We start from the raw sequence: 19,865 nt of genomic DNA on the forward strand, positions 1-19,865 counted from the left end.
TGACGGCAGGGAGGTTTCGTCATGGCTGCGGCAAAGGTCCCTTCGACCGTGTTGTTTGGGCAAGCAGGCAGCAGGTCTGGAACGCAGACCAAGGCAGCCGTGGCCGCTTCGGTCTTCGAATATCCTAAAAGCCCGTTTCCGTGCCTCGGCAGCAGGGGCACGCACAGGCTTTTCAAGCAGAGGTAGCCGCATTTTCCCGCCAAGATCAGATGGCCTTAGCGAAGTGGATGGACACGTAATCTCTTGCAGCAAAGTTTAGGTTCGCCAGATGTACCTTATCCCCCGCTTTGTAACGAATACTTCCGATAATCATGGCGACCCTTGATAGGGTCGGTGCCTTTCCCTCTCTGAGAAAGGTACTGAAAGCCTGATTTCACAAGTCCAGCCTCTAGGGGGCAGGGCAGCGATGGCGAGGTTCGGACGTCGAGACCCCTTCAACTGGCCACTGTCGCCCATTCTGCAAGCTGCCGCAAAAACAGGTCGCATGCATCGAGCTGCGATAGCTCGACATATTCGTCAGGCTTGTGGGCCTGTGCGATCGCGCCTGGTCCGCAGATCACTGTCGGCACTCCGAGGACTTGCGCAAAGCGGCCCCCTTCGGTCCCGAATGCTACCTTGGAATGGCCGTTGCTGCCCGTCAGGCGCTTGGTCAGGGTGACGACCTCGGCGTCGGGCGCAGTCTCCAGACCCGGGAACTGCGCATAGAGATCGATCTGGATCCCGGCCTCGGGGGCGATGCGCTGCATCATCGGTTCCAGCTCCAGCTGGGCATAGTCGCGGAGTTCCTGGACCAGGGCATCGGCATCCTCCTGCGGCAAGACGCGGAACTCGCAATCCAGGGTGCACAGGTTGGGTACGATGTTCAGCGCCGTGCCGCCCCGGATGATGCCGGTATGGGCCGTGCTGTGGGTGATGTCGTAATCGAGATCGCGCCCGCCTTCGGACGCGAGGCGCGCGGCAATATCCTGCATCCGCACCACCAGTCGGGCGGCGTAGTCGACCGCGTTCACCCCCTGCGGCGCCAGCGAGGAATGGCAGCCACGCCCCCGGACCGTCACCCGCATCGAGCGTTTGGCCTTGTGCCCGATCACCACCTGCATCGACGTCGGCTCGCCCACGATGCACAGGGCGGGACGGATGTTCTTGGCGTGCAGCATGTCCAGCAGGCCGATGACGCCGACGCAGCCGACCTCTTCGTCATAGGAAAACGCCAGATGCACCGGCCGTGCCAGATCGCGTGCCACCATGTCCGGCACCGCAGCCAGCGCGCAGGCCAGAAACCCCTTCATGTCGCATGATCCGCGCCCGTAAAGCCGCCCGTCGCGCGCCGTCAGCGTATAGGGATCACTGGCCCAGTCCTGACCTTCGACCGGCACGGTATCGGTGTGCCCCGACAGGATCACGCCGGGCTGGTCGGCAGGCCCGATCGTCGCCCACAGATTGGCCTTTTGCCCAGTGGCATCCATGACCAGCCGGCTGTCCACGCCACATGCGGCGAGGTGGTCGCGCACATAGTCGATCAGTGCCAGGTTCGATTTGTGACTGGTCGTGTCAAAAGCAACCAGATCGGCCAAGATCTGCTGGCTGGACAGGGTCTGCATCGGGTTTCCTTCATGTCAGGGCAGAGGAGGGGCGCGGATAGGCGGTACGGTCCAGACTGGCGGTCACGTCCTGGATGAACGCTCGAGTAAGCGCCGATGGCGCCCGGCTGGAGGGCAGCAGGAAATGGGTGCTGTAGCGGATTGCCGGCAGGAACGGGCGCATCACCACCTGATCGCCCATCTGATGGACCAGGGGGAACGGGTTCAGCAGCGAGATGCCAAGCCCCTCGCGGACGAACTGGATCACCGAAACATTGGTCGATGCCTCCAGCACGACCTTCAGCGTCACGCCGGCCCTGTCGAACATGCGGTCGATGGCGGCCCTGCTGGAATGGCGGCGCGACAGGGCAATGAAGGATTCGTCCTGCAGATCCTCGGGGCGGATCACGTCGAACGAGGCCAGGTGATGGCCCGCTGGCAAGACACAGATCGCCTGCGTTTCCAGCAGAAGCTCTGAAGTGATGCCTTCATGGGCAATGGTGCTGTCGGTCATCCCGATATCGAAACGCCCCTCGGCGATGCCGGTCAGCAGGCTGTCACTGGCCAGCACATCGAAGGTGATCTGGCAGCCGGGATTTGCGCGCTTGAAGGTCGCGATCCGGCTCGGCAGGAACCGGTGGGCAATGGTCGGGGGGGCCACGATGGACAGTGCGCCCACCTGCGCCGTGCCGGGCTGGTCGGCACGGTGGACAAGACGCGCCAGCGTCTCCAGCACCGGCGCCAGTTGCTCGCTCAGCGATAGAGCCTCGACTGTCGGGACCAGACGGCCATTGGCGCGCAGGAACAGTTTGAAGCCAAGGCGTTCTTCCAACTGAGCCAGCCTGCGACTGACAGCGGATTGCGAAATGTCCAGCTTTCGCGCCGCACTGATGGCCGTGCCGGAGGCCACCAGAGCCTGCAAAACTTCGAGTTCACGCAAGGAAATTCCGGCGCGTCGATCCCTATCGGTGGCGGCGTCATCCCGTTCCATCGGTACCCTATGAGAAAAACGCATTGATAATCGTGATTGACTTCTGATTATCGCATCATACCCTGAACGCAAGCGGGATTGCACCACCGGGGAACCAACCACGGGGCGACCGATCCGCGCGTGACCAACAGAGAGGATCTTCCAGTGAAAGCTTTCGGCTTGCCCCTTATCGCGGGCGTCATGGCGGCGGGCCTTGCCCCGGCCTCGGCGCAAAACCTGTCCATCGGCCTGAAATCCGAAGCCACCTCGATGGATCCGCAATTTCACCAGCTGTCGACCAACATCCAGGTGTCCAAGAACATCTTCGAGGCGCTGACCACGCAGGACGCATTGCAGATGGTCACCCCGGGCCTGGCCGAAAGCTGGGAGGCGGTTGACGACACGACGTGGCGGTTCAAGCTGCGTCAGGGCGTCAAATTCCACGACGGAAGCGATTTCACCGCCCGCGATGTGATCTATTCGTTCTGCCGGGTGCCGCTGGTGGAGAACTCGCCCTCGGCCTACACCATCTTCACCGGCGGCATCGCCGACATGGCGGCCGAGGATGATCACACCCTGACGATCACCACCACCGCCACCAACCCCCTGCTGCCCGTCGACCTGTGGAGCCTGGCGATCCTGTCGGCCAATGCGCTCGGCGCTGACGACCAGGTGACCTACGGCCCCGACGGGACCTGCGAGGGCATGGGCGACGTGCCGCAGGCCCCTGCCTTCAACGACCCGGCGGTCGCGGTGGGTACCGGCCCCTACATCCTCGACCGCTACAATCGCGGGTCCGAGGTGGTCGTGACCCGCTTTGACGGATATTGGGGCGGCACTCCGCAATGGGAGCAGGTCACGATGCGGCCGATCACCAGCGACGGCCCCCGCGTCGCGGCGCTGCTGGCAGGCGATGTGGACATGATCGAATCCCCGCCCATCCAGGACATCCCGCGGATCGAGCAGGACGGCTTCACCATCGTCGACGCGCTGTCCAACCGGGTGATCTATCTGCACATGCTGCAGCAAGAGGACGCGCCGGGCATCGGCGGCACCGATGGGGAAAATCCTCTGATGGACGCGCGGGTGCGGCAGGCGATTTCGATGTCGATCAACCGCGAGGCCATCACCGAACGGATCATGGGTGGCTATGCCCAGGCTGCGGGCGAGTTGCTGCCGCCGCCGATGTTCGGCACGTCCGAACGCCCGGTCGAGGCCTATGATCCCGAACGCGCCCGCGAGTTGCTGGCCGAGGCGGGCTATCCCGACGGCTTCTCGATCACGCTTGGCACGCCCAACGACCGCTACATCAATGACGAGCAGGTGGCACAGGCCGTGGCGCAGATGCTGGCCCAGATCGGCATCAGCGTCAGCGTGGATGCCAGCACCGCAAGCCAGTTCTTCTCGCGCCGCAACGCGCTGGAATTCCCGGTCTATCTGGCGGGCTGGGGCGCGTCGTCGGGTGACATGTCGTCGCCGCTGAAGTCGCTGGTGGCGACCTATGACGAAACCCTGGGCATGGGGCCGACCAATGCCGGCCGCTATTCCAACCCCGAGATGGACGAGCTGCTGATGACCGCCATGGCCACCATCGACGATGAGGCCCGCGACCAGATGCTGCAGGATGCCCAGACCATGGTGCTGGACGATTACGGCATCATCCCGCTGCATTACGAGCAGACCGTGTGGGCGATGAAGCCTGATCTGACCTATGAGCCGCGCGTGGATCAGTACACGCTGGCTGCCGAGGTCAAATCCGCGGCCGAATGATGCGCCCCTCCGGCACCCCCGATGCGGGGTGCCGGATCACAGCCCGATCACAGGGACCCCATCATGATCGTCTATCTTGTCCGCCGCGTGGGCCAAAGCCTGCTGGCCGTCATGGCCATGGCCGTGCTGGTCTTCATCGGCGTCTTCTTCATCGGCAACCCCGTCGATGTGCTGGTCAGCCCCGAGGCGTCGCAGGCCCAGATCGCCGCGACCGTCGAGCGGCTTGGCCTGGACCGGCCGCTCTACGAACAGTTCGGCATCTTCGTCTGGAATGCGCTGCAGGGCGATCTTGGGACCTCCTTCGTCTATGGCCGTCCCGCGCTGGAGATCATCCTGGACCGCCTGCCCGCCACGATGGAACTGGCGCTGGTCGCGCTGGCCCTGTCGGTGGGCATCGGCATCCCGCTTGGGGTCTGGGCCGGGCTGCGTCCCGACAGCATCGCCGGGCGCACGATCATGGGCGGCTCGATCCTGGGGTTCTCGCTGCCGAACTTCTGGCAGGGCATGCTGCTGATCCTGGTCTTCGCGGTCCTGCTGGGCTGGCTGCCGGCCGGCGGGCGTGGTGAGACGACAGAGTTTCTGGGCATGCAGGTCAGTTTCCTGACCTGGGACGGGCTGTCGCATCTGATCCTGCCCGCCATCAATCTGGCTCTGTTTAAGATGTCGCTGATCATCCGACTGGCTCGCGCCAATACACGCGAGGTCTGCATGCAGGACTATGTCAAGTTCGCCCGCGCCAAGGGTCTGTCGCCCCGCCGCGTGGTGCTGGTCCACGTGCTGAAGAACATCATGATCCCGGTGGTGACCATCATCGGGTTGGAGCTGGGTTCCATGGTGGCATTCGCCATCGTGACGGAAACGGTCTTTGCCTGGCCGGGCATGGGCAAGCTGCTGATCGACAGCATCAACCTGCTGGATCGCCCGGTGATCGTGGCCTATCTGATGCTGACGGTGCTGATCATCGTAGGCATCAACCTGCTGGTGGACGTGATCTACTCGCTGCTGGATCCCCGCATCCGCCTGTCGGAGATGAAGGGATGACCGAGATCGCAACCCCCGCCCCGGTCCGCATCGACAGCCCCGCCAAGCGCATCGCAAAGCAGTTCGTGGAGGATCGCATCGCCGTCATCGGCCTGATCCTGTTCGTGCTGATCGCGCTGATCGCCATCGCCGCGCCCTGGATCGCGCCGCAAAACCCCTATGACCTGATGCAGCTCAGCATCATGGATGGCGGCCTGCCGCCCGGAGAGACCAGCTTTGCCACTGGCCAGACCTTCTGGCTGGGCACCGACCAGCAGGGCCGCGATATGCTGTCGGGCATCATGTACGGGCTGCGCATCAGCCTGATGGTGGCGGTCGTCTCGCTGACGCTGGCGATCACCATCGGCACCATCGTCGGCGTTGCCGCCGCCTATTTCGGCGGGCGCTTCGACAGCATCGTGATGCGCATCGTCGATCTGCAGCTGTCCTTTCCGGCCATCCTGATCGCGCTGATTTTGCTGGCCCTGCTGGGACGCGGAGTGGACAAGGTGATCCTGGCGCTGGTGATCGTGCAATGGGCCTATTACGCGCGCACCGTGCGCAGTTCCGCCATGGTCGAGACGCGAAAGGATTACATCGACGCCGCCCGGTGCCTGGGCCTGTCCAACCGGCGGATCATGTTTCGCCATCTGCTGCCCAATTGCGTGCCGCCGCTGATCGTCGTGGCCACCGTGCAGATCGCGCAGGCCATCGCGTTGGAGGCGACGTTGTCCTTCCTGGGCGTCGGCGTGCCTATCACGGAGCCGTCCCTGGGGCTGCTGATCGCCAACGGGTACGACTACCTGCTGTCGGGCCGCTACTGGGTCAGCGTCTTTCCCGGCATCGCCCTGGTTGTCACCATCATCGCCATCAATGTCGTGGGCGACCGCCTGCGCGATGTCCTGAACCCGAGGTTGCAGACATGACCGCCCTACTGGACGTCCGCGACCTGCAGACGCATTTCTTCACCCGTGACGGGGTGGCCAAGGCCGTGGACGGGGTCAGCTTCGCGCTGGAAAAGGGCCAGATCCTGGGTCTGGTCGGCGAATCCGGATCGGGCAAGTCGGTCACCGGCTTTTCCATCTTGGGGCTGGTCGATCCGCCGGGCCGCGTCGCCGGCGGGCAGGTGATCTTTGACGGCACCGACCTGATCGCCGGCGGCGAGCCGGTCATGCGGTCCTTGCGCGGCAAGCGGATCGCCATGATCTTTCAGGACCCGATGATGACCCTAAACCCGGTCCTGCGCATCGATACGCAGATGGTCGAGACGGTGCGCGCGCACGAAAACGTCTCGAAAGCCGAGGCCTTGCACCGCTGTCGCGAAGCGCTGGTGCAGGTCGGCATCTCCTCGCCGGACGAGCGGTTGAAAAGCTATCCGCACCAGTTCTCGGGAGGCATGCGCCAGCGTGTGGCCATCGCCATCGCGCTGTTGCACAAGCCCGACCTGATCATCGCGGACGAACCCACCACCGCGCTGGACGTGACCATCCAGGCCCAGATCCTGTCCGAGGTGCAAAAGCTGTGCGCCCAATCGGGCACCGCGCTGATCTGGATCACCCATGATCTGGCCGTGGTGTCGGGCCTCGCCGACCGGCTGGCGGTCCTGTACGCGGGCCGCATCATCGAGGACGGCCCCACGGCTGCGATCATCGCCAATCCCCGCCATCCCTATACGCGTGGGCTGATCGACAGCGTGCCGCAGGGCAAGCGCCACGGGGCGATGCTGACCCAGATCAGGGGCATGACGCCGTCGCTTCTGAACCTGCCGCAGGGCTGCAAGTTCGCACCCCGCTGCCCGCGCGCCGATGCGGCCTGTCAGGTCGAACCCGCACTGACACCCGCCGGTCCCGACCGTCAGGTTCGCTGCCACCACCCCCATGCCGACCACGAGGCCACGCCGTGACCGAAGCCCCCATTCTGCAGATCGAGGGCCTGTCCAAGCGGTTCTCCAAGGATCTGGACATCGCCGAACGCACCGCCCGTCGCTTGGGCGCCAAGCTTGCCCCCGTGACCGTCCATGCGGTCGATGGCATCGACCTGGACATCCGCCGGGGCGAGGTTCTGGGGCTGGTCGGCGAGTCCGGCTGCGGCAAGTCCACGCTCGGGCGCATGGTGGCGGGGCTGACCAAGCCCAGCCAAGGGCGCATTCTCTATAACGGGCAGGACGTGGCGGAGCTGAAGGGCGCTGCCGCGCGGGATGCTGCCCTGAAGATCCAGATGATCTTTCAGGATCCCATGTCGTCGCTGAACCCGCGCCTTCAGGTGCGTGACATCGTGGGCGAGGCACCCCGCGTCCACGGCATCGTGCCCCGGCGCGAGATCCCCGCCTATGTCGAGCAGATGCTGGAACAGGTCGGCCTGGATCCCAGCATGGGCAAGCGGTACCCGCACCAGTTCTCGGGTGGGCAGCGGGCGCGGGTGGGCATCGCCCGCGCGCTGGCGGTGCGCCCCGATTTTCTGGTCTGCGACGAATCCGTGGCGGCACTGGACGTGTCGATCCAGGCGCAGGTGCTGAACCTGTTCGTGAAACTGCGGCAGGATTTCGATCTGACCTACCTGTTCGTCAGCCATGATCTGGGCGTGGTCGAACATATCTCGGACCGAATCGCGGTGATGTATCTGGGTCGACTGGTCGAACTGGGCGAGGCCGAGGATCTGATCGCCCGCCCCAATCACCCCTACACGCAGGCGCTGGTGAGCGAGATCCCCACCTTCGAGACCGGCAAGAAGACCTATCATGCCATCAAGGGCGAGATCCCCTCGCCCCTGAACCCGCCTTCGGGCTGCCATTTCCACCCCCGCTGCCCGCACGCCCATGACCGCTGCCGCGCCGAGGTGCCGCCGCTGAAGCAGGTGGCTCCCGGCCGCCTGTCGGCCTGTCACCTGAACGACCGCGCCTGAACGACCAAAGGAAGACCCCCATGCGAAACGACAATCCGATCTGGCCGCTGGTCGATGCCCGCGCCGCCGAGTTCACCGACCTTGCCGATCGCGTGTTCGACACACCCGAACTGGCCTATGGCGAGGTGAAATCCTGCGCCGCCCATACCCGGATGCTGCGCGACCAAGGATTTCGCGTGACCGAAAACCTGGCCGGCATCCCGACCGCCGTGATGGGCGAGGCAGGGCAGGGTGGCCCGGTCATCGCCATCCTGGGCGAATACGACGCCCTGCCGGGCCTCAGCCAAAAACCCGGCCTGGCCGAGCCCCGCCAGATCGCCGACCATGGCTTCGGCCATGGCTGCGGGCACAACCTGCTGGGTTCGGCGGCCCTGTCGGCGGCCACCGCTGTCAAGGACTGGCTGGAGGCGCAAGGCATCGCCGGTCGCGTGCGCTATTACGGCTGCCCTGCCGAGGAGGGCGGCGCGGCCAAGACCTACATGGTCCGCGACGGGCTGTTCGACGATGTGGATATCGCGATCACCTGGCACCCGGCCAGCTTCAACGCGGTCGATGACATGCGATCCCTGGCCAACACCCGGATCGACTTCACCTTCCATGGCAAGGCCGCCCATGCGGCGGGCGCGCCGGAACTGGGGCGCTCGGCGCTGGATGCGGTCGAGCTGATGAACATCGGCATCAACTACATGCGCGAGCACATGCCCGACGCGGCCCGGGTGCATTACGCCTATCTGGACGCGGGCGGCATCGCGCCCAACGTGGTGCAGGCCAAGGCGACCGTGCGCCAGCTGATCCGTAGCCCCGATCTGGCGGGCCTGTCCTCGCTGGTCGACCGGGTGCGCAGGATCGCCGATGGGGCCGCGCTGATGTCCGGGACGACCGTGACCTCGCGCGTGTTCTCTGCCGTGTCGAACCTGACCGAGAACCTGCCCCTGTCGCGCGCCATGCAGGCCCAGTTCGAGGCGTTGGGCCCGGTCCCCTTCGACGCCCAGGACGCGGCCTTCGCCACTGCCATCCGCGAAAGCCTGACGCGAGAGGACATCGCCGACACCTTCAAGCGCCTGGCGATGAAGCCCGATTACGACCTGCCCCTGTGCGATTTCATCGCGCCGCTGGACCGTCCGTTCATGGGCGGCATGGGATCGACCGATGTCGGAGATGTCAGCTGGGCGGTGCCGACCGTCCAGGCCCGTGTGGCCACCTGCGCCGTGGGCACAGCGCTTCACAGCTGGCAGCAGACCGCACAGGGCAAAGCCCCTGCGGCGCATAAAGGAATGCTGCACGCGGCCAAGGTCATGGCCGCGACGGCCCACGCGGCGCTGACCGATCCGGGCCTGATCAAGGCCGCCTTGGCCGCCCACGCCGATCATTTGGCCGATCAGCCCTACAGCTGCCCCATTCCAGCGGATACCCAGCCCCCGGTGGGAGGGCCGAACACCTGAGAAAATAGTACTGCTTTAAACCAGACTGGCACCCATCGCCGCGCCTTGGGCCGCATAAAAATCCGACCCGTCCGTTATTGCAGTTGTTAATCGACATCGGGCGGGGTCGTCGCCTGCCGGATCAGATCGGGCTTTTGGCCCTCGTGTCCACCAGACTTGCGCGGATGCGTCGGGCGTTGCGCACAGGTGCATGTGCGTCGTCTGCTCGGTTGAAGGGCTGTTCCGGCTGAGGAATGTCATGTGACCGGCCAATGCAACACGGACCGCACGAATACCCATTATTGGGCCTGGATTCGACGATGTCTTTTTCCTGGCAGTTTAAAGGATGTCAGTCGCTGGCCCAATTTCCGAATGGACGCACAAGGCGAATGGCATCTCGATGTCGGGCGAGGGCGATCATGCCGCAACCGCGACTGGATGCCCGTCGGGGCGGGTCAGGATATCCATGCGCAGGCCATAGATATCCTGCAACGTCTCAGGGCGCATCAGTTCCGCGGGGCTGCCCTGCATCGCCACGCGTCCGCTCTTCAGCGCGACGATGTGGTCGCAGAAACGGGCCGCCATGTTGACCTCGTGCAACACGATGACGGCGCTGCGACTCGCATTGATGCACATGCGTCGGACCAGGGACAGAACTTCGACTTGATGAGCGATGTCCAGCGCGCTGATCGGCTCGTCCAGCAGCAAGGTTCCAGCCGCCTGCGCGACCATCATCGCCAGCCAGACGCGCTGCCGCTCGCCGCCGGACAGGCTGTCGACCAGCCGCTCGGCAAAGGCCTCCACCCCGCATTCGGCCATGGCGCGGGCGATGGCCGTGCGGTCGGCGTCCGTGACGCGACCAAGCGCGCCGTGCCAGGGATAGCGACCAAGCGCCACCAGCTCGCGCACCAGCATCCCTTCGGCCGGGGGCAGGGTCTGGGGTAGAAAGGCCAGCCTGCGGGCATGGTCGCGCGGGCGCCAGTCGGACAAGGAGCGGCCCTCGAAGCTGACCTGCCCCGAGGCCGCACCCTGCCGGGCCAGCACCTTCAGCAGCGTCGACTTGCCCGAGCCGTTATGCCCGATCAGCGCGATCATCCGGCCCGCCGGCAGATCCAGCGAGATGTCGTCCAGCAGGCGGCGGCCCGGCACGTCCACGGTCAAGTTGCGCAGCGTGAACAGGGTCATCGGGGGGTCCTTGTCATCAGCCAGATCAGCCAAGGCGCCCCGATCAGCGTGGCGAAGAGGCCCAGGGGCAGCTCATAGGGGAAACCCGCCATGCGGGCGCCGAAGTCGGCGGCCAGCATCAGGCCCGCGCCGATCAGCGCGCTGCCGGTCAGATGGTCGCCGGGACGCGCCAGGCCGATCCGGCGGGCCAGATGCGGGGCCATCAGCCCCACGAAGCTCAGCGGCCCGGTCACCAGCGTGGCGGCGCCGGTGGCCAAGCCCGCCAGTCCGACCAGTGCCAGGCGCACCAGCGGCAGGTTCAGCCCGGCCCCCGCCGCGACTCCCGCGCCAAGTGGCAGCAGCGCCAGCCATCGCCGCGCCGCCAGCGCGGCCAGCCAGACGGCCCCCGCCAGTGCCGCCAGCGCCAGCGCGCCGGTCATTGTCACAGTGCCGGTTGATCCGCTGAGCCATGTCAGGATCGCCCAGGATTGCGCGTCCCCCACCGCCATCATCGCCGACAGCACCGCCGAGGCCAGCGCCGAGACCGCGATGCCCGCCAGCAGCACCCGCTCGGGCGGCATGTCGCGGCGGGTGGTGAAGGCGATGACGATGGCCAAGGCCAGTGCGCCGCCCGCCAAGCTGCCAAGCGTCAGGGCCACCGCGGCGGGGGCGGCCACCCCGAATGTCACGGCAGCAAAGCCCAAGGCCGCGCCACCCGAGACGCCCAGCACCTCAGGCGAGGCCAGCGGGTTGGCGGTCAGGCGCTGCAGGATCGCGCCCGCCAGGGCCAGTGCCGCCCCCGAGGCCGCTGCCGCGATCAGGCGCGGCAGGCGCATCGGCAGAAAGGCCGCCAGGCTGTCCGCGTCCAGCACCGCCCATCCGCCCGGCACCCGACCGATCCCCAGCAGGACCAGCGTCAAGGCCAGCAGCACCCCGGCCAACGCCGCCAGCAGGCGCCGGGGGCGGGGCAGGCGGGGGGCGGGCCCCTCTCCGCGCTCATGGCCCGGCGGAGTCGATCCGCGCAGGCGCGGCAGCAGCCAGATCAGCAGCGGCCCGCCGACCAGCCCGGTAAGGGCGCCGGTGGGGAAGGTCTCGCCCCCCAGACCGGCCACGGCCAGCACCAGCCCGTCGCAGAGCGACAGGATCAGTGCCCCCAGGACCGGCGACCAGACCAGCAGCGCCGGGATGCTTCGCGCGCCAAGGCTGCGGGCCAGCGCGGGCGCAGCCAGACCGACGAAAGCGATCAGGCCCAGTTCGGCCGCCACGCTGGCCGCGATCCAGACCGCCAGCACCACGGCGGCCAGCCGCATGGCGGCGACGTTCAGCCCCAGCCCCGCCGCGCCCTCGGCCCCCAGGGACAGCACCCGCAACGGGCGCGCCAGTGCCGCCGCCGCCAGCCCGGCCAAGGCCAGCACCAGCGCCAGATTGCGCACCCCGCTCCAGTCCTGCTGGACCAATGATCCGCCGTTCCAGATCACCAGCGATAGCAGATACTGCCCCTGCGCCAGCGTCACCGCCGTCGCCACCGCTGATGCAGTCAGCCCGACCAGCATCCCCGCGATCACCATCGTCACGGGCGCGAAGGCCCGCGCCGCGCCGATGGCCAGCACGAGGCCCGCCGCCGCCAGTCCGCCGGCCATGGCGATGGGCCAGCGCCCGCCCTCCAGCAGGGCAGGAGCGATGATCGTGGCCAGCACCAACGCCAGCTGCGCGCCCGACGAGATGCCGAGCGTGGTGGGATCGGCCACCGGATTGCGCAGCACCACCTGCAGGATCGCGCCCGACAGGCCAAGCGCGGCACCGGCCAGCCAGGCGATCACCCCGCGCGGCATCAGCCCGTATCCCATGCGGATCTGATCGAGGCTCATGACAGCTGGGTCCATCGGCCAGCCGGGCCATGGCAGGTTCCGCGCCGCCATCATCCACAAAGCTAGCGCGACAAGGGCCGCCAAGGGCAGCAGAGTGCGGGTGGGGCTCATCCCTGGGCCCCGTCCAGAGCCTCGGCCAGCAGTCCCGCGAAGCGCAGGGCCGAAGGCACCGCGCCGAAGGCATTGACCGGCAGCAGGTGATGGACCCGACCCGCTGCCACCTGCGGCAGCGCCTGCCACAGGACGCTGCGCCCCAGCCCGCGCCGGGCCTCGGGCGGAATGGAGCCGATGATGATCAGCCGCGCCTCGGGCATTTCGGCGAGGCGCTCGATCGGGACGGGGGCCATGAAGCTGAAGGCGGTTCGGCCCGACCAGGCATTCCTCAGCCCAAGCCGGTTCAGCGTGCTGCCGAACAGGCTGTCATGGCCGAAGGCACGCAGATGGCGGGCATCGCCGATGTCGATCAGCGCCAGCGGCCGGTCCGCACGAAGTGCCAAGCGCGCTGCAAGACAGTCCAGATCGGCCTCGGCTTGACGATGGGCCGCATCGCCCGCGCGGGGATCGCCGATGCGATCCGCCATCTCGGTCAGCGCTGCCATCGCTTTGGACAAGGGTGGCTCTCCGGGAATGTAGAAGGGCAGCGACAGGACCGGTGCGATCTGCGCCAGCCGCACCTCGTAGCGCGTGTAATAGGGGGAGCTGAGGATCAGCGTGGGTCGGACCAGCTGCAGCAGTTCGAAATTGGGGGCGCCGCGCAGGCCCAGATCGGTGACCTCGGGCGGGATGGCGGGCGTGACGGCATCGGCGCGAAAACGGATCAGCTCGGCTGCCGCGACAGGCATGTGCCCGATTGCCACGGCGGTTTCCAGCATCGCCCAGTCTATGGCCGCAAGTCTCGGGGCCGAGTGCGGGGACGCTGCAGGTGCCCCCCAAGCGGAAGGCGCCGCCAGCATCGCGCCGGCGGCGGTCAGAAAGCGGCGACGCGAGGGCCCGCAGGATGCGGCCCCGGCCCCTACCACCGGTATGCCACCTTGGCCGCCAGCGTGCGCCCCTCGCCGTAATAGCAGCCGAAGGACCCGCAATTGGCCAGATAGACCTCGTCGGTCAGATTGGCGAGATTGACGGATGCCTCGACATTGCCGCGCGCATAGCTGGCGCCCAGATCGACCAGCGTGACGCCGTCGAGTTCGAAGGTGTTTCCGAAATCGCCCTTGCGCGAGCCGATATGGCGCACGCCGCCCCCGGCGCGGATACCGTTGCCGAAATCGCGGTCGACCCACAGGCTGGCCAGATGGCGGGGGGCGTTGGGCATCTCCAGCCCGTCCTCGGGGCCGCCGACCTGCTCGGTGCGGTTATAGGCATAGCCTGCGCGGACGGCCCATCCCTCGGTCAGCTCGGCCGTGGCCTCCAGTTCCAGACCCCGGGATGTGATCTCGCCCACCTGCCGGTTCACCCCGGCCCCCAGATTGCGGACCAAATTCTCTTGCGTCAGATCATAGACCGCCGCGGTGAACAGGCCGTCGAAGGTGGTGGGCTGGTATTTCACGCCCAGCTCCCACTGCTTGCCGGTGGTGGGCTCAAGCGTCTCGCCGGTCGTGTCGTCCAGCCCGACCAAGGGGTCGAACGAGGTCGAATAGCTGGCATAGGGCATCACGCCGTTAGCCATCACATAGGACAGGCCAGCCCGCCCGGTCAGCGCGTCGTCGGACTGGTCCAGCCCGCTCTCTCCAACGAAATTGGTGAACTCAGCACCGGTCTGTTCGGTCCAGTCCTGCCGCAGAGCCAGAGAGCCGCGCCAATTGCCGACCGAGATCTCGTCCTGCAGATAGATCCCGACCTGCTTCAGTGTCACGTCGCTGATGCTGGTGTACCAGGCGGGCTGCAGGGGCAGGGCGCCATAGTCCGGCGCCCGCCAGTCCAACGGCTGACCAAAGAAGAACTCGGTCGTCGTGTCCGCGTCGTATTGGCGGATATCCAGCCCGACCAGCAGATCATGGGTCACGGCGCCGGTGGTGATCCGGTTCGACAGACGCGTGTCGAGGTTCAGCCCCGAGGTGCTTTCCTGCTGCCGGTTGGCACCGCGCGTGACCGCCAGCCCGTCATCGGTCAGCCCGCTGACGTAATGGCCGGTATAGTCCCAATCGAACCGCTCGGCGCGGAAGCCCTGCGACAGGGTCCAGCCATTGTCCAGCTCGTGGCTGATCTCGATGCCGACATTGGCCATCTCGCGGTCGCTGTCGTCGAAGGAGGGCTCGCCATAGTAATCGTCGCGCAGGTCCTTGCCGTCCGCGATCCCGGTCAGCGCGAAGGGCACGCCCGGCGGCGAGATCGGCGCGTCCTTGGTGTAGGACGCGATCAGGTCCACCGTGGTCAGCGCATTGGGCGCATAGCGCAGCGCCGCGCCCAGATAGCCGCGCTGGTTGGTCAACTGGCTGATCTGGCTCTGGCTGTCGCGGGCGATCCCGGTCAGGCGCCACGACAGCACGTCGGACGGCGCGCGGTTCACATCGAAGAACAATTGTCCGCTGTCATTGCTGTCATAACCTGTGCCAATCTCGGTGACATTGGTGGCCTGCGCGCGCTTCTGCACCTGATTGATGATCCCCGAGGGCGATCCCGCGCCGTAAAGCGACGAATTCGGGCCTTTCAGAACCTCGACCTGCTGGACGCCATAGGTCTCGAAGGCCGGGGCGCCCATGTAGCGCAGCTGGCGCAACCCGTTCACATATTGCGATCCGCGTGCCTCGAAGCCGCGCACCGTCGGACTGTCGAAGCGCGGATCGGCGCCAAAGGGCTCACCCAGCACACCGGCGGTATAGTTCAGCGCCTGTCCCAGGGTTTGGGCGTTCTGGTCTTCGATCTGCTGGCCGGTGACAACCGAGATCGACTGCTGCGTCTCCGCCAGCGGGGTGTCGGACTTGGTTGCCACCTGCCCATAGCCCGCGACATAGCCGTCCGCCTGCGCCGAGGTATCGGTTGTGGCCGTCAGGACGATCTCGTCCAGCAGAATGGGCTCCGGCGCGTCCTGCGACAGGGCGGCGGTTGCCGAAAGCGCAAGGATGCTGGCCCCTGCGAGGCATGTCGAACGGAATGAGGGGGACACGATGACCTGCTAATTGACGGCTTTCCGGTTAACTGACTAGTTTTGTCGGATTCGTCAATCTGAGAAAAGTTCAGGAAGCATCCGGCTGTGCAGGCAGCGGGAATACTGCGATTTTCGGACACCTCACTAGCAGCCACGACAGGCAGTGTTGGTGCTGAAATTATCCGGCCCACTCGATGTCGACGTCATTCAAGTCGTGACGGTTGAGCGGCTTCAGTTGCTGTGCGAGCTACTTTTTCGAACAATACGGGCGCTACAGAGTTTTTCAGCGCCTCGATCCCCCAAACGCAGGTTTGGTAAGGGTGCTAAATCTTTTAGGAACGTCTCAACTGCACAGCATCCTTGATGGACGTAGCATTGCTGCCAATCCGGCAGGCGGCGGCAGTGCAATCAGCGACTGGTCTTCGCCCGACGCCGCCGCTTCCAGGCCTTGAACCTCTTTCGCCATTCACGAACCTTGCTAGCCTTTGGGATGAGGTGGGCCCGCAGCTCTGGCCGGGCCGGAACCTGTAACGCCGCTTCGAACTCGGTGTCGAAATCCGCCAAAGACAAGATTGCCGCGTCCTTGACCAGACAGGCTTTTGCACGCCCCGCCTTAGACAGACACCGGGTCAGGGCTGCTGACAGATCCTCGTCGCTCACCAGATCTGGATCGAACACTTCGGTCCAGCCCAGCTTGCCTGCCTGACGTGTGACCTTGTCGCCACCGGAAACCGGATCGATCGCAATGGTCGGAATACCATTCTTCAGTGCCAGCACCATGCCATGAAGCCGGGTGGTCAGCATCGCATCCAGCCTGCCGAGGATCGCTTCAAACTGCGCCGCGTTGGACAGACCGAACCTATTCGTTTCGACCGGCACCGAGGTGTCCAGTTCAATGAAGGCCACACACCGGACCGCTCGATCAAGCGGCACAGTTTCGCGGCAGCCAGTTCGCCCCGGTGACGCCCCGCATATTCGCGTTGGGGTCCGGCCAGACAGATGCCCACGACCGGCACAGAGGGCGATGTCTCCCGAAAGCTCAGATCGGCACGCACCGTTCTGTCACTGTCCCGCTCGGGCGTCCAAGCCGGAAATCGAGGCATGGCTTTGGGAACAGAGTGACCAGCAAGCTAAATTTCCACCGGAACTATAGTTCGAGTACTCGCCATTAAGGCGCGTTCCTAATCAACAATTCCCTTTTGCTGACAACACCGGGGCGAACCCTTGCTTCGGGGTTTTCAGATGCATAGCGCCAGTGCGTGCCAGAACAACTATCGAAGGTCGAGCCGGGCCATTAGTCTTCTCGAAACGCTCATCGATGGTGGCGGGGACAGGGGACCACCTGCATTGCACACTAGCAGCAAATAATCAGCGATAAGGGCGCATATGAAATTTGTCATAAAATTCGCTGGCCTTGCGACGGTGGGAATGTGTTTCTGGCTGGTCGTGTCGATCGTTGCGGGCACGCCCGAGCCATGGGATGCGGAAAGCTATTGGACAGTCGCCTACCCGATCTCGGGTCTTCTGGCAGCGATCATCGGGTTCCGATCTGAGCATCGAGGCTGGCTGGTGGGAATCATCCTGACCCAGGCCCAGTTCCCTGTCATGCTAACTCTTGCAGGCCTTGGTCCGATGTCCGCTTTCGGGCTGGCGCTTCTGGCCGCACTGGCCATTCCGGTGACGATCGTGTCGGCGGCAGCCAGTTGGATCGGTCGCAGGCGACGCCAGGATCGATATCCTCCGTGAATGGTCCCAATGTGCCACACCTCAAGGCGGGACACCGAATCGGATAAAAAGCCTGGTGACCTTTGCAATATCCTGTGCTTAGAGGATTTCAGAAGCCAGCCGACGCGGTCCGACGCTCTTGCAAGCTCATTCGTTGACACGAAGGAGTGAGAGATGTCGAAATCCCCGCTTGCAGCTGTGCTGCTCGGTTCTTCCCTGTTGCCCGGCCATGCCTTGGCGCAGGCCATTCTGCTGGATCCCATCGTCCTGTCCGTGGTCGATGACCCCTCGGGCCAGATTGCCGTGAGCGAGGCCCAGATCCGGGATGCGCGCACCGGCACGCTGGAAGACCTGTTCCGCGCCGAGCCGAGCGTGACCGTGGGCGGCGGCATCGCCATTGCCGAACGGGTGTTCGTCAACGGCATCGATGAGCAGCAGCTGGCGGTCAGCGTCGACGGGGCAGCACAGAACAACCGCATGTTTCATCACACCGGCACGAACATCATTGACCCGAACCTGCTGAAGGCCGCCCGCGTCGATCCGGGTGTGGCGCCTGCCGATGCGGGCTTTGCGGCCTTGGCCGGAAGCCTGGCCTATGAGACGAAATCGGCGCCGGACCTGCTGGAGCCCGGACGCCGCTTCGGGGGGCAGGCCACCACCGGCCTTGCGGGCAATGGCGATACCGCCACGGGTGCGCTTGCGCTCTATGGGCAGCAGGGGCCCGTCGATGTCCTGGTCTATGGCAAGCGCGCGACGGGCGAGGCCTACACGGACGGCGATGGCGCGGTCGTGCCGCGCACAGGTGCCGACATGACCAGCTTTGCGCTGAAGCTGGGCACGCAGATGGGCGACTGGCGGGCCGAGCTGGGTGCGATCGGGTTCAAGGACGATGCCCTGCGGCCCTATCGCGCCAATTTGGGCGGCGTGTTCGGCGGGCGCCCCACGCCCGAGACGCGGCGCTATGCCCTGGACCAGAACAGCCAGACCCTGACCCTGCGCCGCACGGGCACCGATGGCCTGCTGAACCCCGAAATCCGCCTGTCCCGCAGCGAAAGCGCGCTCGATACGTTCGACCTGGCGACCGCCGAAACCCCCGCCCCAGATTTCAACACTGGTGTTGCCGACACGGTCAGCCTGGTCGTGCAGAACCGGTTCCAATTGGGCGGGGCCGAGGTCACCGCGGGTCTGGACACCGCTCGCAGCCGCGGCCGGTACGAGGGTCAATACGATGGCAGCGTCTTGGCCTTCCGCGAGGATCGTACCAATACCGGCCTCTTCGTGCAGGCGCGGGGCCGCCACGGCCCGATCGATTACAGCGCCGGCCTGCGCTATGACCAGAGCCGCTTCACCGGCGTGGGCGGGCAGGCGGTCGATACCGACGGGGCCAGCGTCAATGCCGCGATCACTTGGCACGTGACAGATACTCTGTCGCTGAATGCCGGCGCCTCCAGCGTGTTCGGGGGCACGCAGCTGGCCTCGGTCTACGAGCTGGACGATTTTTCGGCACCCGACGCCTATGACGCGCTCGGGGCGACGCGCGGGCAGAACCGGGTTCTGGGGGCCGAATGGACGCAGGGCGGCACCACCCTGGGGGCCGAGATCTTCCGCACCCGTCTTGGCGATGTCCGCAAGGGCCTGACCGCCCGGGACCTGGAAAGCGAAAGTTTCCGCCTGTCGGCCCGCCAAGACTGGCGGGGGGGCTTCGCGGCGCTGCGATACAGCGATACCGAGGTGACGCTGGACGGGCGCGGGGCCTCCAGTTTCGATGTCCGTGAACTGGGCACCATCCCGGGCGCCATGCTGACGCTGGAGGCGCGCCACGAGGTAGGGGCCGGGCTGACCCTGGGCGGCATCGTCCAGCATGCCATCGAGGAGGAGACCCGCGCGGCGGACACCGACAGCGACTGGCCGGGTTACACGGTCGTCGACATCTTCGCCGAATACGAGCCGGCCGTCCTCGACAATGTCACCTTCCGCGCCGAGGTCACCAACCTCTTTGACCGCAACTATGTGGACCGCGCCAGCTATGGCGGCGACTATGCCGAGGTGGTGGGCCAGCGCGAACCGGGCCGCAGCATCTCAGCCACCGCCGTGCTGCGGTTCTGATCAAAACCCGGGGCAGCAGCACAGAAGCTGATATCGATGGAGCTGCCCCATTTGCGTGCGAAACATTGTGCGAGGGTCAAGCATTCAGGTTGCAAGCGCGCCTGGATGCCGATTGTTGCCATCCCATCTTCAAACATAAAACGTTCAGTGACAGAGGAGAGCGTATTCTTGCTTCGCCAGCAGATTATCAAACACGCGCATTTGTGAAATGGGTGACGAAGAAAGAAGTTCCGACAGTGGGGTGGTCGGAGCTTT

15 protein-coding genes are annotated in these 19,865 nt (G+C 65.6%); 8 read left to right on the forward strand and 7 right to left on the reverse strand.

The genetic code is table 11. The annotated features are described in order from the left end of the window. Positions 1 to 434 precede the first annotated feature (434 nt). Together argE and E4191_RS22210 are read right to left on the reverse strand one after the other, a co-directional pair. Positions 435 to 1,601 carry an acetylornithine deacetylase gene (argE, locus tag E4191_RS22205; RefSeq protein ID WP_139616490.1) on the reverse strand — a complete coding sequence of 389 codons (1,167 nt, stop codon included), beginning with the start codon at positions 1,599 to 1,601 and terminating at the stop codon, positions 435 to 437. A 10-nt stretch (positions 1,602 to 1,611) separates the two neighbouring features. Beyond that, positions 1,612 to 2,595: a LysR substrate-binding domain-containing protein gene (locus E4191_RS22210; RefSeq protein ID WP_331459698.1), complete on the reverse strand. Its 984-nt coding sequence runs from the start codon at positions 2,593 to 2,595 to the stop codon at positions 1,612 to 1,614. A 135-nt stretch (positions 2,596 to 2,730) separates the two neighbouring features. On the opposite strand from E4191_RS22210, the gene E4191_RS22215 reads away from it, so the two are divergent. The 6 genes from E4191_RS22215 (at position 2,731) to E4191_RS22240 (ending at position 9,683) form a co-directional block, all read left to right on the forward strand. Further along, positions 2,731 to 4,320 (forward strand): ABC transporter substrate-binding protein, encoded by a 1,590-nt coding sequence (locus E4191_RS22215; RefSeq protein WP_228461932.1) that lies wholly within the window; start codon positions 2,731 to 2,733, stop codon positions 4,318 to 4,320. Positions 4,321 to 4,383: 63 nt separating this feature from the next. Continuing rightward, positions 4,384 to 5,361: an ABC transporter permease gene (locus E4191_RS22220; RefSeq protein ID WP_139616492.1), complete on the forward strand. Its 978-nt coding sequence runs from the start codon at positions 4,384 to 4,386 to the stop codon at positions 5,359 to 5,361. Next, entirely contained in the window at positions 5,358 to 6,266 is a 909-nt protein-coding gene (locus E4191_RS22225; protein WP_139616493.1) for an ABC transporter permease, read from the forward strand. The genes E4191_RS22220 and E4191_RS22225 overlap by 4 nt, the downstream gene beginning before the upstream one ends. Then, a complete protein-coding gene (locus tag E4191_RS22230; RefSeq protein WP_139616494.1) occupies positions 6,263 to 7,243 on the forward strand; it encodes an ABC transporter ATP-binding protein in 981 nt (326 codons plus the stop codon). The genes E4191_RS22225 and E4191_RS22230 overlap by 4 nt, the downstream gene beginning before the upstream one ends. Then, positions 7,240 to 8,241, forward strand: coding sequence for an ABC transporter ATP-binding protein (locus tag E4191_RS22235; protein WP_139616495.1), 1,002 nt, complete (start codon positions 7,240 to 7,242; stop codon positions 8,239 to 8,241). The genes E4191_RS22230 and E4191_RS22235 overlap by 4 nt, the downstream gene beginning before the upstream one ends. Before the next feature lie 20 nt (positions 8,242 to 8,261). Further along, on the forward strand, positions 8,262 to 9,683 hold the full coding sequence (locus E4191_RS22240; protein ID WP_139616496.1) for a M20 family metallopeptidase: 1,422 nt from the start codon (positions 8,262 to 8,264) through the stop codon (positions 9,681 to 9,683). Positions 9,684 to 10,079: 396 nt separating this feature from the next. On the opposite strand, the gene E4191_RS22245 is transcribed toward E4191_RS22240, so the two are convergent. The 5 genes from E4191_RS22245 to E4191_RS22265 form a co-directional block, all read right to left on the reverse strand. After that, positions 10,080 to 10,847, reverse strand: coding sequence for an ABC transporter ATP-binding protein (locus E4191_RS22245; protein WP_139616497.1), 768 nt, complete (start codon positions 10,845 to 10,847; stop codon positions 10,080 to 10,082). After that, positions 10,844 to 12,805: a Fe(3+)-hydroxamate ABC transporter permease FhuB gene (gene fhuB, locus E4191_RS22250; protein WP_139616498.1), complete on the reverse strand. Its 1,962-nt coding sequence runs from the start codon at positions 12,803 to 12,805 to the stop codon at positions 10,844 to 10,846. The genes E4191_RS22245 and fhuB overlap by 4 nt, the downstream gene beginning before the upstream one ends. Further along, complete coding sequence (locus E4191_RS22255; protein WP_407947102.1) at positions 12,802 to 13,713, reverse strand: ABC transporter substrate-binding protein; 912 nt, start codon at positions 13,711 to 13,713, stop codon at positions 12,802 to 12,804. The genes fhuB and E4191_RS22255 overlap by 4 nt, the downstream gene beginning before the upstream one ends. Next, entirely contained in the window at positions 13,707 to 15,797 is a 2,091-nt protein-coding gene (locus E4191_RS22260) for a TonB-dependent siderophore receptor (protein ID WP_139616499.1), read from the reverse strand. Before E4191_RS22260 ends, E4191_RS22255 begins: the two co-directional genes overlap by 7 nt. A gap of 390 nt (positions 15,798 to 16,187) precedes the next feature. Next, positions 16,188 to 16,685, reverse strand: coding sequence for a polysaccharide pyruvyl transferase family protein (locus tag E4191_RS22265; protein WP_228461933.1), 498 nt, complete (start codon positions 16,683 to 16,685; stop codon positions 16,188 to 16,190). Positions 16,686 to 17,207: 522 nt separating this feature from the next. Here E4191_RS22265 and E4191_RS22270 point away from each other — a divergent pair. Together E4191_RS22270 and E4191_RS22275 are read left to right on the forward strand one after the other, a co-directional pair. Then, positions 17,208 to 17,525: a hypothetical protein gene (locus E4191_RS22270; RefSeq protein WP_139616501.1), complete on the forward strand. Its 318-nt coding sequence runs from the start codon at positions 17,208 to 17,210 to the stop codon at positions 17,523 to 17,525. 153 nt (positions 17,526 to 17,678) lie between these two features. Then, positions 17,679 to 19,610 (forward strand): TonB-dependent receptor plug domain-containing protein, encoded by a 1,932-nt coding sequence (locus E4191_RS22275; protein ID WP_139616502.1) that lies wholly within the window; start codon positions 17,679 to 17,681, stop codon positions 19,608 to 19,610. The last annotated feature ends 255 nt before the right edge of the window (positions 19,611 to 19,865 follow it).

The sequence above is a fragment of the Paracoccus liaowanqingii genome, assembly GCF_004683865.2.
GTDB classification, from domain to species: Bacteria; Pseudomonadota; Alphaproteobacteria; order Rhodobacterales; family Rhodobacteraceae; genus Paracoccus; species Paracoccus liaowanqingii.